We start from the raw sequence: 15,368 nt of genomic DNA, 5'->3' as shown, positions 1-15,368 counted from the left end.
TTTATGGTAAAGCCTTGGTATAAGCAATTTTGGCCCTGGTTTCTGATTATCCTGCCTTTGACGGTGGTGGTTTGGACGCTGATCACCGTGATTGTATTTTCTAATAACTCCGTTTCTTTAGTGACAGAGGATTACTATAAAAAAGGGAAAGCAATCAACATTGATATGTCTAAGATCAAGGTGGCACAAAGCCTTGGATTAAAAGCACACCTCCTGTCACAAGACAATGATATTCTTATACAATTCGATAAAGGTCAGTTAGAGCACTATCCCGCGATCAATGTGATGTTTGCGCATCGTACATTGCCTGACCGTGATTTCAGCCAACTATTAACCTCTGATGCACAAGGTCAATACCGTCTATCGCTGAACGACACGCTTCAAGGGCCATGGTTTATCGAGATGGCTCCTCACGATGAACAGTGGCTACTGCAAGGCCGTGTTACTTTTCCCTTATTGTCAGCCGCTGAATTGAAGAATTAGTCCCTCTATGAGTGAAACCTGCTATCACTGTGGTGAAGATGTGCCCAACAACACCGATTTTCAAGTTGAGATTTTGGGTGCAGTCAGACCCATGTGTTGTCCGGGCTGCGAAACCGTTGCTCAAACCATTATTGACAGTGGATTAGTCTCATATTACCAGTACCGAACCACCTCCGCAGAAAAAGTGAATCTCGTTCCGGAACAGCTGCAGGCCCTTATCCACTATGACAATCAGGACGTCCAGTCAGAGTTTGTGCGACACACGCAACACAAATCAGAAGTGACACTGTCACTAGAAGGCGTCTCCTGTGCCGCTTGCGCCTGGTTGATTGAGAAACAAGTGTCAGCACGACACGGCGTGATATCGATTCGTGTCAATACCACAACGAACCGGGCACTTCTTGCTTGGGATTCGTCTCAGACCAAGCTGAGTGAGCTTTTGGCAAGCATCCACAAAATTGGTTACAAAGCCGCTCCATTTGAAGCAGACCAACAGGAAGCGGCCTACCACGAGTCGATGAAACAATACCTTTATCGGCTCGGCATCGCAGGTTTGGCCACCATGCAGGTCATGATGCTGGCTGTGGCGCTGTACTTAGAAGTTTTCGGCGATTTAGAGCCTGAATTTAAACATTACTTCCGTTGGGTAAGCTTGATATTCGCTACCCCTGTGATGTTGTATTCCGCCTTGCCTTTTTATCTCAACGCTTGGCGCAGTATTCGAAGTCGAACATTGGGAATGGATGTTCCTGTCTCCATTGCCATGATTTTTGCCTACTGTGCGAGTGTCATCGCCACCGTGACAGAAACCGGTGAGGTGTTCTTCGAATCGATTTCTATGTTTGCCTTTTTTTTATTAGTCGGTCGTTTCCTAGAAATGCGCGCGCGTCGCAAGGCGGCCGCAGCCAGTGGTAACTTACTTAAGCTCGTCCCTGCCATCGCCACTACGCTCGACGGAAAGCAAGTCCCCGTCAGATCATTGAAGCTCGGCGACCAAATTCGAGTGTTACCAGGAGAGCATATTCCTGCGGACGGTCACATCATCCGCGGACGTGTCCATATTGATGAATCCATGCTCACGGGCGAGTCTGTCCCCGTCGTTAAAAACGTTGATGACAGTGTCTTTGCTGGAACGCTAAATGGCGAAGAATCGTTCGAATTACAAGTGATGTCGACTAAAGCTGATTCGATGATTTCCAATATTGTTCGCCTCCAGGATGAAGCTCAGCTGTCAAAACCGAAGATCGCGCAAATTGCGGATGTCGTCGCACGGTATTTTGTCGCGATTATTTTAACGGTGGCGTCTGCGACTTGGCTTTACTGGCATCAGAATAACCCTGATGATGCTTTCTGGATTCTGCTGTCGGTTTTGGTGGCGACTTGCCCTTGCGCCTTATCACTGGCAACACCCACCGCTTTAACCAGCGCGACATCGCGGATGGGGGAACTCGGGATTTTGTTACGCAAAGGACACGTGTTTGAAACCTTATGTAAAGTGAACCATTTGATTGTTGATAAAACTGGGACACTCACTCACGGTGATATTGAAATCAATCAGGTGTCCACTTTTCAGGATATGAACGATGAAACAGCGTTAGGTCTCGCTGCCGCACTCGAATCTCACGCAAACCACCCACTTGCCAAAGCGTTCAAGCCATATAAATGTGACGACTATACCGTCTCAGACGTTGAAAACATTATCGGCTCTGGTATTCGCGGGACGTTTAATAATAAAACCGTCGCCATCGGCAGCGCGCGTTTTATTTTGCAGGAAGAAACACTGTCCGTGCCAAATTCCGTGTATCTAGCGATTGATGGTCAACATATGGCCACCTTTACCTATCAAGATCCAATTCGTGCTGAAGCACAGGATTTTATTCATCGCTTCCAACAAGCTGGTATCGAAGTCACCCTGCTCACCGGTGATAGTCAATCGAACGCAGACAAAGTCGCCCAGACAATTGGAATCGATAACGTGGTGGCCGGCGCAAAACCTCACGACAAGTTGAATTATCTCCATGGGCTCGACCAAAAATCGGTGACGATGATGTTGGGTGATGGCATTAACGATGCACCAACCCTCGCCGGTGCCCACCTCTCTGTGGCGATGGGAGGAGGCACTGACGTCGCTAAAGCATCTGCCGACATGGTGTTGTTGGGCGACAAGTTAGACCGTATACTCGAAGCGAGAAAGCTCGCATTACGAACGCGAAAAATCATTCGTGAAAATTTGGTTTGGTCGCTCGGTTATAACCTTCTAATTTTGCCTTTAGCTGTGGCAGGATTGGTGGCTCCCTACTTCGCGGTGGTGGGCATGTCCGCGAGCTCCATCATTGTCGTGTCTAATTCTCTTCGCTTGCTCAAACAAAAAGGTCACTAACATGGAAAGCCTTTATATTTTAATCCCCATTGCGATCGTTTTAGTCGGTGTTGCTATCGCTATTTTCCTCTGGGCAGTGAAAAGTGATCAGTTTGAAGATCTCGAACGCCAAGGCCACAATATCCTCTTTGATGAAGAGAAAAATGATGAGAACACACCCAAATGACGACAGATTGGTTGGGTGCCCTACTCGTAGGACTTATCGGCGCGGGTCATTGCATGGGAATGTGTGGCGGTATTGCTTCAGTTCTGAGCCTTGGTCAGAAAGAACACTCTAAGCTCGTTCCCATTTTTTATAATCTCGGCCGGCTCTTAAGTTATTCTTTCATCGGGGCTCTTGTTGGCGGCACCGTTTCGACGATAACCCAAATCGGTGCACTCAATGGCGCTCTCGTATGGCTGAGACTGGCCGCCGCGCTCTTTATGGTTTTACTGGCTTGTTACATTGGCCGCTGGTGGCAAGGTCTTGTCTACATAGAAAGGTGGGGGAAAAAGCTTTGGCGGTTTATCTCCCCTGCCGGTCAATCTCTCCTGCCACTCAAATCGCCGCTGCACGCGCTGCCCTTTGGCTTTGTGTGGGGTTGGTTGCCTTGCGGTCTTGTTTATTCCACTTTAACCTGGTCGGCCGTGTCGGGGAGTGCGTTAGATGGCGCATTGATCATGTTTGCATTTGGGCTTGGAACCCTTCCTGCCATGCTGATGATGGGGTTTGGTGCCTCGTCTCTGCACCACATTCAGAAGTCAAAAATCTTTCGCAACTTGGGGGCCCTCCTACTGCTCACTTATGGTCTCTATACAGGTTATGGCGCCCTCTTACTTTTGTCTCTCATTTGAGAGTCTATAAGGCATCGCTTTTCACAAGACTTCGCGTATAATGGAAGCTAAAGTTTGGTTGAGAACCCTTCCTGAAGGTCGTTATGATTACAGATAAATTGTCCACAAAACGTGTCAATTCCGGCGGCTGTACCATTCACTGCCAAGATTGCAGCATTAGTCAACTCTGCATCCCTTTCACTTTAAACGACTCTGAACTTGATCAGCTCGATGAGATTATAGAGCGCAAGAAACCAATCCAAAAAGGCCAAGAGCTTTTTAAAGCAGGTGATGAGCTTAAATCACTCTATGCAATTCGATCTGGTACCCTCAAGAGCTATACCATTACAGAACAAGGCGATGAACAGATCACAGCGTTCCATCTTGCCGGTGACTTGGTCGGCTTTGATGCCATTACAGGCGATGTTCACCCGAGTTTCGCGCAAGCGCTAGAAACATCGATGGTGTGTGAAATCCCATATGAAACGCTCGATGATTTGTCCGGTAGAATGCCCAAACTTCGTCAGCAAATGATGCGTCTGATGAGTAATGAAATTAAGGGCGATCAGGATATGATCTTGCTTTTATCGAAGAAAAACGCAGAAGAACGTCTCGCCGCATTTCTTTACAATCTTGCCACTCGATTCTCGCAACGCGGATTCAGTCAACGTGAGTTTCGTCTAACGATGACACGTGGCGACATCGGGAATTACCTAGGTTTGACTGTCGAAACTATCTCTCGTCTTCTGGGCCGTTTTCAAAAGGCGGAACTCATCAGCGTCAAAGGCAAATACATCACTATACTTAATCATAATGATCTCATGGAATTGGCTGGCGTTTCTTTACAACCCTAATAATTTCAATGACGTAGCTCAAACCTGAGCTGCGTCATACTTTTTTGACACTACTCACTATTTTTCTAATATTTTTCGCTTAGCTGCGCTACATTAATCATATACTCGACTCAATTCCAAGGAGTTCATATGAGCATTTATAATAGGATCCTAGTGGTTGCTGACATCAATCGAGACGAGCAACCTGCCCTGACTCGAGCTATGCAGCTTGCTAAAAAAAGCCGCTCACGCAGTAAAGTTACGTTCTTTTTATCTATTTATGATTTCTCCTATGACATGACATCCATGCTATCCGTCGATGAGCGTAACGCCATGCGGCAAGGTGTCATTGGTCAACGTGAAGAGTGGCTTAAAAAAGTTGCGAAGACACACCTCAGTGATGATATAGATTTTGAATGCAAGGTTATATGGCACAATAGACCTTACGAAGCAATCACCTCAGAGGTTTATTCCGGAGAACATGATATTGTCATCAAAGGAACCCGTAAACATGACACCTTGGAGTCCGTCATTTTTACCCCCACAGATTGGCATTTGCTCCGCAAGTGCCCTTGCCCAGTGCTGCTCGTTAAGCATGCTGACTGGCCGGAACAATCGAGCATATTGGCTTCTGTACACGTAGGCTCAGAAAATGACACCCACCTTGCTCTCAATGATGTCTTGGTTGAGCAGATGAACAGTTTATCTGAACGGTTAGAAGCGAAGCCCTATCTGGTTAACGCCTACCCTATTACCCCCGCTAACATCACTATTGAACTTCCTGAGTTTGACCCAACGACATACAGCGATGCGGTTCGTGGGCATCACCTTTCTGCAATGAAAGCATTGCGTCAGAAACACGGATACGGAGAAGAACAAACCCGTGTACAGCAAGGATTACCGGAGGATGTTATCCCCGCCTTAACCCAAGAACTCAACGCTGGCATGGTCATTATCGGCACCACGGGACGCGCCGGTTTATCCGCGGTGTTTATTGGTAACACCGCCGAGCATGTGATTGACAAAATTAATTGTGATGTTCTGGCACTTAAACCTCCGGGCTATGTTAGCCCTTTGGACCCAGTAAATGCTAAGTGACTATTGCGTTTTTTTGTTCTCTTCTGGCTTTATAGCTGGTATCTGAGTCAATTATCCGTATCATACCCACTTCATTTTGGTTCATGAATGGTTAAGACTGCAATAAAATGACAGAGCAAACTCAAGAGCTTAACAAGGCTCAGCAATATAATTTCAACAAGCTACAAAAGCGTATTCGCCGTAATACTGGTCAGGCAATCCAAGATTTCAACATGATCGAAGACGGTGATCGAATCATGGTCTGCCTATCAGGTGGAAAAGATAGCTATACCATGCTTGATATTCTCATGAGTTTGCAAAAAAGTGCTCCGATTCATTTTTCCCTTATTGCGGTTAACCTCGATCAGAAACAGCCAGGATTTCCCGAGCACGTTCTCCCTGAATACCTCGAGTCTTTGGGGGTTGAATATCAAGTTGTCGAAGAAGATACCTATTCGATTGTCGTCGATAAAGTTCCAGAAGGAAAAACAACGTGCTCGCTATGCTCTAGGCTTCGACGCGGAATACTTTATCGTACAGCCAAAGAGTTGGGCGCAACAAAAATTGCGTTAGGGCATCATCGTGACGATATTCTCGAAACGCTTTTCCTCAATATGTTTCATGGCGGTAAAATGAAAGGGATGCCACCTAAACTTGTGTCTGATAATGGTGAACATGTCGTTATTCGCCCTCTCGCCTACTGCCGTGAAAAAGATATTATCAAGTTCTCTGCAATGCGCGACTACCCTATCATTCCTTGTAACTTGTGTGGCTCTCAGCCAAATTTGCAGCGTCAAAACATTAAGCACATGCTTAACGATTGGGATAAACGCTTTCCGGGACGCATCGAGTCCATGTTCAGAGCCATGCAAAACGTCGTTCCCAGTCACATGGCGGATCATCAGCTATTTGATTTTAAGTCTATCGATAAAGATTCAGGGGTGATTGATGGCGGAGACATCGGCTTTGATAAAGAAGAGATGCCAAATCAAGCCGTGTTCGATGAAGGCTTAGTCCAAGAGTTTGAACCAAGTCTACAGCTTAATGTCACTAATATTTAGATAAGGTAAAGGGTCGCAGAAGCGGCCCTTTCTGTTTGGCATGAGTCAACATCACTTTGCTTTCGGCAGAAAAGGAAGCACACGAGCCGTCTTTTGCGGCAAGCTCATCGTTCCTCCACGACCAATCTCAGCCAGTGATATTTGTACTTTTCCGTCAATAATCGGTTTCGTTTGCCCATTGGAAAACTGAACCGAAGCATTTAAGTTGTTCGAAAACTCTAACGTCACACCCTCGACGTCTGGGGTGAACCAACTGGCAAACATTCCCCCAAGATCTTCCAACATCGTTTGCATTTGAGGCATCAATCTTTCAATCTCAGCATACGCGACAACCCCCTCTAGCGGGTCCTTTGTCATAACAACCATCGAAAAATCACAACGTTGATTGACTGGGGTTCTGACAAAGACCAAAGGGTTCGCTGACTTTAGATTGCTGTCTAATGGCACTAAGACTTCATGGTAAGGGGAAGTTTTGAGCTGTTCATAATGCGCTTCTTTTTCCATCCATGCCTTTTCAATCACACAATTCGATTTGGTTTCAGCATTGAGAAAAAAGAAACCCACTTTAACGTCTTGATGGCCTTGCTTCTCATTTTGCTTAAGTTGTGTGTAAAGCTTGGAATACGTGAACATATACTCTTGAGCATGAATGGGCAATGCCACTGTCGCCATCAAAGTGAGCAGGGCTAAAGATTGTTTCTTCATTATTACTACTTATTTTTATTTGGTGTTTTGTCCCAGAAAGACTGATTGTGCCTGATCATCGCCTGTAAGTCCTTGACATACGCCTCACCTCGTTCAGAGTATTTCAGCAAACCCTCCGTCAATGCAAGGGCCGCCCCCGTATTGGTCAGGCTTTGACCACTAAGATAACGTTGATAACGAATTTCACGCAGTTCCTCATAAGCTCGATTACGATTAACATTCATGAAATAGCCGTGAATAGATTGCTGAACAGAATCAAATTTCGCCACTTCGTGGGTCATGCCTTCACCACGCAAAAGGGGGACTAAGCCACACCCGACACTGTAGCACCACTGTCCGAAGTAATTATTGGCTTGCAGAGCAAAGCGGGAAGTTCCCCACGCCGATTCATTCGCTCCCTGAACCAAAACAAGAGCTTCAGGGATCATTTCTACTCGATGAAGCATTTGATCAAGCCATGACTGTGTTATCCCCGAAGTATCCAGCTCGACATCATAACGTGCTGCCAAGCGCGCGGCTTCCCGCCGTTCTGCACGAGACACACTGCCCGCTTTTAAGCTGCGCTGAATGCTTTCCAACTGGCGTCTCTCTTCCAGAATACGTTTGTTTTCAAAAGCCACACCTGGGCGAAGGTAATCAAAAAATGCTCGTTTCTTTTCCGTCACATTAGTCATCGTGGCAAAGTTCGGTGCCTTTTCTACTCGCCAACCCTCAAATGACAGCGCGTAGTCTTTGGTCGGCGACGGCTTGGTACTCTCTTTATCCTGTTCTTTCTCAAAGACCCAAAAACTCCAACTGGCCACCAAGCCCGTTACAATAAGAGCAAGAAGCTCTGTTTTACGCATTGAACAATTGTGAATTATCGTCATTGTCGTCATCCTTGCCTTTAGGTTTTCCTATCACCGCAGCGGTAAGCTTAGTGCCAAACATTTCTCGGTAAATAATCCCTTTAGCGTGAAAATAAAATGGGATAACAAAGACTAACCCCAAACCATAGGGCAGTGCACCAACAACGAACATAAGTGTAATCGCCAAGTAGATACCAGCCAAGCTTATGATTTTCTTGTTTGCCGCCCTAAGTGAAAGTAGCAACGACTGAGCGGGTGAGACTTGTTTGTCACAAATAAGTAGCAGCGCATTACTGAATGCCAATGATAAATACAAGGTAATAAACGGAATAAGAGCGCCCAACACCCATTGCACAGATAAGCTCAAGGATGTCGCAACAATGATCGGTATCGTATACTGAAGGCCCTTGGTCATATCCTGAAGCTTAGTGGGTAATCCCACGGTGTGACTTAATGCCATTAACATCACACCGGCAAAAATTGGCGCGCTAATAATTTTATAACTGGAACTCGCCACCAAGACAATTTGCATGAATTGTTGCAGCTTCGCTTCATCTGGGTTGTCCACGAGCGTCACTAGTTGGTTAAGGTCATCCAATTGTAGGGTCAAGGCCACGTACACAATCAATAACTGCACCGCTAGAAGTAAAATAGTAGCAGGCAAAAACGAGAAAAAGTTTTTCGTTGTCAGTTCCCAAGCCTCCTTCAGTACATCCACTGCTTTGAGCTCATAGTCACCTGATAGTGCACGCTCAATACTCCCACCTAGGTTGAAGTCTTTTTCTGTCTCATTACTCATTCTGTAATCCGGTACCTAGCCAACGTACAACTGCGCTAACTTATTGTTGAAGTGATATATTACGACATTCTTACATTATACTGGAAGCGTTATAAACACCAAATTAAATCCATAATGCACCCCGTTTCATCGCGACTTTAGTGAAATCATCGTAACGAAACAAGCGCATTGTCCTCACCGAAACCGATTCAAATTGGAGGGATGAGCCGGCTTATTCCTCGCCGTTTATGTGTGACCTTAAAATTTTTGAGTGTAAGCGTCATAAAGTCCTTTAATTTGGCCCGTGTGATGATTATGATTCGCGATTCTAATCCAATATTCTTATCAGCCAATTTAGTGTGGGAGAAAAACAGACGTTGAACGCTAAACAATATGTAGAGCAACCCGTTATTCGTTTAACTGGCCTCAGCAAGAGTTTTGATGGAAAGCAAATCATCGGCAACCTTAACCTCGATGTGAATCATGGTGAATTCTTGACCATTCTAGGTCCCTCAGGTTGCGGAAAAACCACTGTTTTACGAATGATTGCCGGTTTTGAAACCGCCGACAGTGGCGAGATTATTCTTGGTGACCATAATGTCACTCAAATCCCTGCCGAGCAACGTCATGTCAACACTGTATTCCAAAGCTACGCTTTATTTCCTCATATGACCGTGTTTGATAACGTCGCATTTGGGCTACGAATGCAAAAAATCCCATCGGCAGAGATCGAACCACGAGTGATGGAATCATTGCGAATGGTTCGCCTTGACCATATGGCAGCACGCAAGCCCCATCAACTTTCAGGTGGTCAGCAACAACGAATCGCCATTGCTCGTGCCGTGGTCAACAAGCCTAAAGTGCTTTTACTTGATGAATCGCTGTCTGCACTGGATTATAAACTTCGCAAGCAAATGCAAATTGAGCTTAAGCAGCTCCAGCGTCAACTAGGTATTACCTTCATTTTCGTTACCCACGATCAAGAAGAGGCCTTGTCAATGTCGGACCGTATCATCGTAATGCGAGATGGCGTTATAGAACAAGATGGCTCACCACGGGAGATCTATGAAGAACCCCAAAATCTCTTCGTTGCGCGTTTTATTGGCGAAATCAACGTCTTTAAGGCCAATGTTATTGAGCGTATCGACGAAAAACGCATTCGGGCCGAGATTGAGGGGGTGGATTCTGTTGTCTATTACCACCAACCGGTTCACTCAGGTGATAAACTTCAGGTTCTTCTTCGCCCTGAAGATTTACGCCTAGAGGAAATCAAAGAGTCAGAACAAAAAGGCATCGTCGGCCATGTTATCGAGCGCACCTATAAAGGTATGACGCTTGATTCTGTCGTGACACTTGAATCAGGCCTTAGAGTAATGGTGAGTGAGTTCTTTAACGAAGATGACCCAGATGTCGATCATTCACTTGGGCAAAAAGTGGCCATTACCTGGGTTGAGAGCTGGGAGGTGGTATTGCATGATACGCAAGAAGTGTAATCTACAAAATGCCATCATAGCCCTCATTGTGGGATGGCTTGCTCTGTTTGTGTTAGTACCCAATCTGATGATCGTTGGCACCAGTTTTCTGACCCGAGATGAAGCGCATCTCATTGAACTGACGTTCACTCTGGATAACTACCTACGCCTGATCGATCCACTTTATGCAAAAGTGCTTTTGCATTCTTTCTACATGGCCATCATCGCGACGCTGCTTTGTCTGGCCATTGGTTATCCCTTTGCCTATTCCGTTGCCAAGATGCCTAAAAAGTGGCGGCCTATCATGCTCTTTTTGGTGATCGTCCCTTTCTGGACCAATTCGCTTATCCGTACATATGGCTTAAAAATCGTGTTAGGCACTCAAGGTATTTTAAACAAATCCTTGCTGACCATTGGCATCATAGATAAGCCTATACGGCTGATGTACACCGAAACCGCCGTCATGATTGGCTTGGTATACATTCTTCTGCCCTTTATGATTCTGCCTTTGTATTCTGCGATTGAAAAGCTTGACCGCACTTACATCGAGGCAGCAAAAGACTTAGGTGCAAATAAGTATCAAACGTTTATTAAGGTCATTTTCCCGCTCACGATACCAGGTATCATTGGAGGGTGCTTACTCGTCCTTCTACCCGCTTTAGGCATGTTTTATGTTGCCGACTTGCTAGGAGGCGCCAAAAACTTACTGATCGGTAACGTCATTAAGAGTCAGGTTCTCAATACACGAGATTGGCCATTTGGCGCCGCGACCAGTATTGCTCTGACAGCCGCAATGGCCATTATGCTTTTTGCTTATTATCGAGCCGGTAAACTTATGAATAAACGAGTGGAGTTCAACTAATGGGAAGAACTCTAAGACTAGGCTTTATGTCGCTGGTTTATGCCTTCTTGTATCTCCCGATCATCGTATTGATCGTCAATTCATTCAATGCCAACAAATTTGGCATGAAATGGGGAGGCTTTACGACCAAGTGGTACCAAGACCTACTCAATAATGACAGCCTGATGCAGGCCGCTTGGCACTCTTTGTCTATTGCGATCTTTTCCGCAACCGCTGCCACCATCATAGGCAGTCTATCAGCCATCGCCCTTTTTCGTTACTCGTTCAAAGGCAAAGGTCTTGTGAACGGAATGCTGTTCGTGGTGATGATGTCTCCTGATATCGTAATGGCCATTTCTCTTCTGGCTCTATTCTTGGTGATCGGAGCACAGCTTGGCTTTTTCACACTGTTGATCGCACATATTACCTTCTGTCTGCCCTTCGTTGTCATCACAGTTTATAGCCGCCTTAGCGGTTTTGACGTAAAGATGCTCGAAGCCGCTAAAGATCTTGGCGCGACAGAATGGGTGATAATAAAGAGCATTGTTTTACCCTTGGCAAAACCTGCCGTCGCAGCGGGCTGGTTACTCAGTTTCACCTTGTCTCTTGATGATGTCATTATCAGCTCTTTTGTCACTGGGCCTGGTTACGAAATATTGCCTCTGAAGATTTACTCAATGGTGAAAGTCGGTATTTCTCCAGAAGTCAACGCGCTCGCCACCGTCATGTTAATCGTCTCTTTAGTTCTTGTGGCGGTATCGCAGACACTGGCGAGAGACAAAGTCCATTAGAATCCGATATCGTCTATTTATCGAATCAATATGGGCATCATTTAGTGCCCATTGCGAGTATTGACTGGTATAATTTATTATGAACCGCTTATCATAATGATGGGCATTGTATTTATCTCGATATCTTCAACTATCGTCAGGACTGACGATTTACGAATCAGCAAAAAGAACGGAAAAATAATGAAAAACAAATTCTGTGCAAGCTTACTCTGCACGGCGACCTTGTTCGCCTCACCTGCTATGGCGGCTGACCAAGAACTCTACTTCTACAACTGGTCCGAATACATTCCCAATGAAGTTTTGAAAGACTTCACCAAAGAAACTGGGATTAAGGTGATATATTCAACCTATGAGTCAAACGAAAGCATGTATGCCAAGCTCAAAACTCAGGGAAGTGGATATGATCTTGTGGTTCCTTCGACATACTTTGTGTCTAAAATGCGTAAAGAAGGTATGCTGCAATCCATCGATAAGAAGCAGCTATCGCACTTTTCTGATTTGGACGCCAATTTTCTAAACAAGCCTTTTGACCCAAATAATAGTTATTCGATTCCTTATATCTGGGGTGCAACGGGTATAGGCATTAACTCTGATATGTTGGATAAATCGTCCGTAACCAAATGGGATGATTTATGGGACAGTAAATGGGAAGGCCAGCTTATGCTGATGGATGACGCTCGTGAAGTGTTCCATATCGCACTAACCAAATTAGGTTTTTCACCCAATACCACCAACCCAGACGAAATCAATGCCGCTTATCAAGAGCTGCAAAAACTGATGCCGAACGTATTAGTATTTAACTCAGATTTTCCCGCTAACCCTTATTTAGCGGGCGAAGTTTCACTCGGAATGCTTTGGAATGGCTCAGCCTATATGGCGCGTCAAGAAGGCGCTTCTATTGATATTATTTGGCCAGAAAAAGGCACCGTATTTTGGATGGACAGCTTAGCCATCCCTGCGGCAGCAAAAAATGTTGAAGCCGCGCATAAGATGATCAATTTCTTACTGCGCCCAGAAAATGCCGCAAAAATAGCACTTGAAATCGGTTACCCTACTCCAGTGGCCACCGCTCACGCACTGTTACCCAAATCGTTTGCCAATGACCCGAGCATTTTCCCTCCTCAGAAAGTCATGGACAGCGGGACCTGGCAAGATGAAGTCGGTAAGGCCAGCGTGCTCTACGACGAGTACTTCCAAAAGTTGAAAGTCAACAATTAACCCACTTTTCCATTTCGGTTATATACTCAATAAAGCGGCTTAAGCCGCTTTATATCATTCTGAATATTGGCATTCGTTTGGTATCTGTTGTTGGCTTATAAACCGGGGACATCATGACAGCAAAGTACAAACGATTCCTTATCGGCTTCTCTGTGCTTACTGCGCTGGCAGGATTTGTGACCGTGGTCGGTTATCATTTCGGCTCCAAGCCTTATCATGATGTGATATTTGAAACCAATACGTTATTGGTTCTTTTGTTTATTTTCTTCGTCTCCCGCCATGTCACAAGCCGTAACCCTTACATGAAGTCCGGCATCATGCTTTTGCTCCTCAATCAAATTTATGATATCGCGGAAGAGTTTCCCAGTATTGGACGTTGGGCCGACCAACACGAGCTCACTCATACCTTGATCGAGGATGGCACTCTGCAAATGGCCTATCTTTTGATCGCATTTGGTATCACGCGACTGGTCAGGCGCATGCGGAGAAATGCCCTCACGGATGAGTTAACAGGTCTTTACAATCGAAAAGCCCTCTTTTCGATTACTCGGTGCCAATTCGATTTGATTTATATCGATTTAGATGGATTAAAAGAAGTCAACGATACTCACGGCCATGCGAGTGGAGATTTGACCATCATTCGGTTTGCGCATGCAATTAGGGCCTGTTTGCAACCGTCAGACGACGCCTTTCGTATTGGCGGCGACGAGTTTGTGATTGTCGTTGGCCATAATGAGGGCGCTCAGTTTATTGATCGCTTAAAATTAGAATTGGGCGAAGAAACTATTTTATTTAGTTTTGGTATAGAAGCCTCAACCCCTAACACCCTCAAAGAGAACCTTATCAAAACAGACCGTGCCATGTACGCAATGAAGCATAGACAAAGGCAAAAATCCTCCGATACAAGTAAGGCGTCGAACTAGTGCCCCTATGGGGTCATTGTCAGTAATTCGTCTACCAATTTGGGAACCTCCTGACTCGCCTTCCCGTATCGCTTCTCATCAAACTCACTCTCAACCGCACTGGGTTCAAGGTTAATTTCAATGGTATGAGCCCCCTGCATTTTTGCGTCATGAACAAAACCCGCCGCCGGAAAGACCACACCTGACGTGCCTATGGATACAAAGAGATCAGCGCGCTCTAATGCGGAATAAATCTCCCCCATACGCAAGGGCATTTCTCCAAACCAAACAATGTGTGGGCGCATTTGAGCAGGGATCTGACAACAATGGCATAAATCGCCCATCTTTAGCGCTTGAGTCTGTTCGACGACCTGATTCGACACACTGCAACGTGCTTTAAGTAACTCACCATGCATATGAATCACTTGGTGGTTTCCTCCCTTTTCATGGAGGTTGTCGATATTCTGCGTAATCACCGTCACAGTGGCCTCTGATTCCAGCTCCAAACGACCCAGCGCAAGATGAGCTGCATTAGGCTGGATTGCCTCTTGTTGAAGTTGAAAACGACGTTGATTATAAAAATTCTGAACTAAATCGGGGTCACGTTCAAAACCCTCAGGTGTCGCGACATCTTCAATGCGATGTTCTTCCCATAGACCATCTTGAGCTCTAAACGTCTCAATACCAGACTCAGCAGAAATACCGGCGCCAGTCAGTATCACGATGTTTTGATAGGGAAAGTTCATATCGTCTTCCTTAATGCACTTAATTGTGGGTAGCTTACCATGCGCTCAAAAACATCAGAAGCGCCAAAAGATTAGACCATAGTCAAAAGTGGCAATCGCCCTGTGAATCGACTATTCACAATTGAATCAAAAAAAATTTACATCTCAGAACAAGGCGTATCTTATTGTGTACACTTTCAGTACCCCTATTTCATTAGGCCAACTATTCGCTGATAGCCGCCCATTACTCGATTGCGTTTAGCCAAATGTACGGCTTAGAAAATGGGCGGCTTTCGGAATAGCACCGTTAAATAACTAAACTAACAGTGTTAATAAAATCGGTCGCTAGCGGGCAGATCACAACGTCAACCTTGTTGTCAGCATAGCCTTAAACGCCACCGACGAGACCCTTATTTATAAATTAATAAGCCGATAGTGCCT

At 45.5% G+C, this 15,368-nt stretch carries 16 protein-coding genes; 12 read left to right on the top strand and 4 right to left on the bottom strand.

From position 1 onward, the window contains the following. Positions 1-3 precede the first annotated feature (3 nt). The 7 genes from HLM86_RS16925 to ttcA all read left to right on the top strand — a co-directional run bounded on the left by HLM86_RS16925 (position 4) and on the right by ttcA (position 6,647). Complete coding sequence (locus tag HLM86_RS16925; protein ID WP_076587861.1) at positions 4-483, top strand: FixH family protein; 480 nt, start codon at positions 4-6, stop codon at positions 481-483. A 7-nt stretch (positions 484-490) separates the two neighbouring features. Next, on the top strand, positions 491-2,863 hold the full coding sequence (locus HLM86_RS16920; RefSeq protein ID WP_170883359.1) for a heavy metal translocating P-type ATPase: 2,373 nt from the start codon (positions 491-493) through the stop codon (positions 2,861-2,863). A gap of 1 nt (position 2,864) precedes the next feature. Continuing rightward, positions 2,865-3,029, top strand: a complete 165-nt coding sequence (ccoS, locus tag HLM86_RS16915) for a cbb3-type cytochrome oxidase assembly protein CcoS (RefSeq protein ID WP_076587857.1) — start codon at positions 2,865-2,867, stop codon at positions 3,027-3,029. Beyond that, positions 3,026-3,697 (top strand): sulfite exporter TauE/SafE family protein, encoded by a 672-nt coding sequence (locus tag HLM86_RS16910; RefSeq protein ID WP_170883361.1) that lies wholly within the window; start codon positions 3,026-3,028, stop codon positions 3,695-3,697. Before ccoS ends, HLM86_RS16910 begins: the two co-directional genes overlap by 4 nt. An 83-nt stretch (positions 3,698-3,780) precedes the next feature. Beyond that, complete coding sequence (fnr, locus tag HLM86_RS16905; protein WP_076587853.1) at positions 3,781-4,530, top strand: fumarate/nitrate reduction transcriptional regulator Fnr; 750 nt, start codon at positions 3,781-3,783, stop codon at positions 4,528-4,530. A gap of 129 nt (positions 4,531-4,659) precedes the next feature. Beyond that, positions 4,660-5,607, top strand: coding sequence for a universal stress protein UspE (gene uspE / locus HLM86_RS16900; RefSeq protein ID WP_170883363.1), 948 nt, complete (start codon positions 4,660-4,662; stop codon positions 5,605-5,607). A gap of 107 nt (positions 5,608-5,714) precedes the next feature. Beyond that, on the top strand, positions 5,715-6,647 hold the full coding sequence (gene ttcA / locus HLM86_RS16895) for a tRNA 2-thiocytidine(32) synthetase TtcA (protein WP_076587848.1): 933 nt from the start codon (positions 5,715-5,717) through the stop codon (positions 6,645-6,647). Between the two features lie 51 nt (positions 6,648-6,698). Here the strand turns inward: ttcA and HLM86_RS16890 are convergent, their stop codons facing one another. The 3 genes from HLM86_RS16890 to HLM86_RS16880 are packed head-to-tail and all read right to left on the bottom strand — an operon-like array spanning position 6,699 to position 8,999. After that, entirely contained in the window at positions 6,699-7,352 is a 654-nt protein-coding gene (locus tag HLM86_RS16890) for a DUF2987 domain-containing protein (protein WP_170883365.1), read from the bottom strand. A gap of 5 nt (positions 7,353-7,357) precedes the next feature. After that, positions 7,358-8,197 carry a glucosaminidase domain-containing protein gene (locus HLM86_RS16885; RefSeq protein WP_076587844.1) on the bottom strand — a complete coding sequence of 280 codons (840 nt, stop codon included), beginning with the start codon at positions 8,195-8,197 and terminating at the stop codon, positions 7,358-7,360. Continuing rightward, a complete protein-coding gene (locus HLM86_RS16880; protein WP_170883367.1) occupies positions 8,190-8,999 on the bottom strand; it encodes a DUF2189 domain-containing protein in 810 nt (269 codons plus the stop codon). The genes HLM86_RS16885 and HLM86_RS16880 overlap by 8 nt, the downstream gene beginning before the upstream one ends. A gap of 338 nt (positions 9,000-9,337) precedes the next feature. On the opposite strand from HLM86_RS16880, the gene potA reads away from it, so the two are divergent. The 5 genes from potA to HLM86_RS16855 all read left to right on the top strand — a co-directional run bounded on the left by potA (position 9,338) and on the right by HLM86_RS16855 (position 14,223). Then, complete coding sequence (potA, locus tag HLM86_RS16875) at positions 9,338-10,471, top strand: spermidine/putrescine ABC transporter ATP-binding protein PotA (RefSeq protein ID WP_076587839.1); 1,134 nt, start codon at positions 9,338-9,340, stop codon at positions 10,469-10,471. Beyond that, positions 10,452-11,312, top strand: coding sequence for a spermidine/putrescine ABC transporter permease PotB (potB, locus tag HLM86_RS16870; RefSeq protein ID WP_170883369.1), 861 nt, complete (start codon positions 10,452-10,454; stop codon positions 11,310-11,312). The genes potA and potB overlap by 20 nt, the downstream gene beginning before the upstream one ends. After that, positions 11,312-12,082 (top strand): spermidine/putrescine ABC transporter permease PotC, encoded by a 771-nt coding sequence (gene potC / locus HLM86_RS16865; RefSeq protein ID WP_076587835.1) that lies wholly within the window; start codon positions 11,312-11,314, stop codon positions 12,080-12,082. Before potB ends, potC begins: the two co-directional genes overlap by 1 nt. A 180-nt stretch (positions 12,083-12,262) precedes the next feature. Next, on the top strand, positions 12,263-13,300 hold the full coding sequence (locus HLM86_RS16860) for an extracellular solute-binding protein (protein ID WP_076587832.1): 1,038 nt from the start codon (positions 12,263-12,265) through the stop codon (positions 13,298-13,300). Positions 13,301-13,413: 113 nt separating this feature from the next. Continuing rightward, on the top strand, positions 13,414-14,223 hold the full coding sequence (locus HLM86_RS16855; RefSeq protein ID WP_170883371.1) for a GGDEF domain-containing protein: 810 nt from the start codon (positions 13,414-13,416) through the stop codon (positions 14,221-14,223). Positions 14,224-14,228: 5 nt separating this feature from the next. Here HLM86_RS16855 and cobB read toward each other — a convergent pair whose 3' ends face one another. Beyond that, entirely contained in the window at positions 14,229-14,948 is a 720-nt protein-coding gene (cobB, locus tag HLM86_RS16850; protein WP_076587827.1) for a Sir2 family NAD+-dependent deacetylase, read from the bottom strand. Positions 14,949-15,368 lie beyond the last annotated feature (420 nt).

The organism is Vibrio ostreicida (assembly GCF_013074385.2).
GTDB classification, from domain to species: domain Bacteria; phylum Pseudomonadota; class Gammaproteobacteria; order Enterobacterales; family Vibrionaceae; genus Vibrio; species Vibrio ostreicida.
This window is presented reverse-complemented; position numbering and strand designations above follow the sequence as displayed.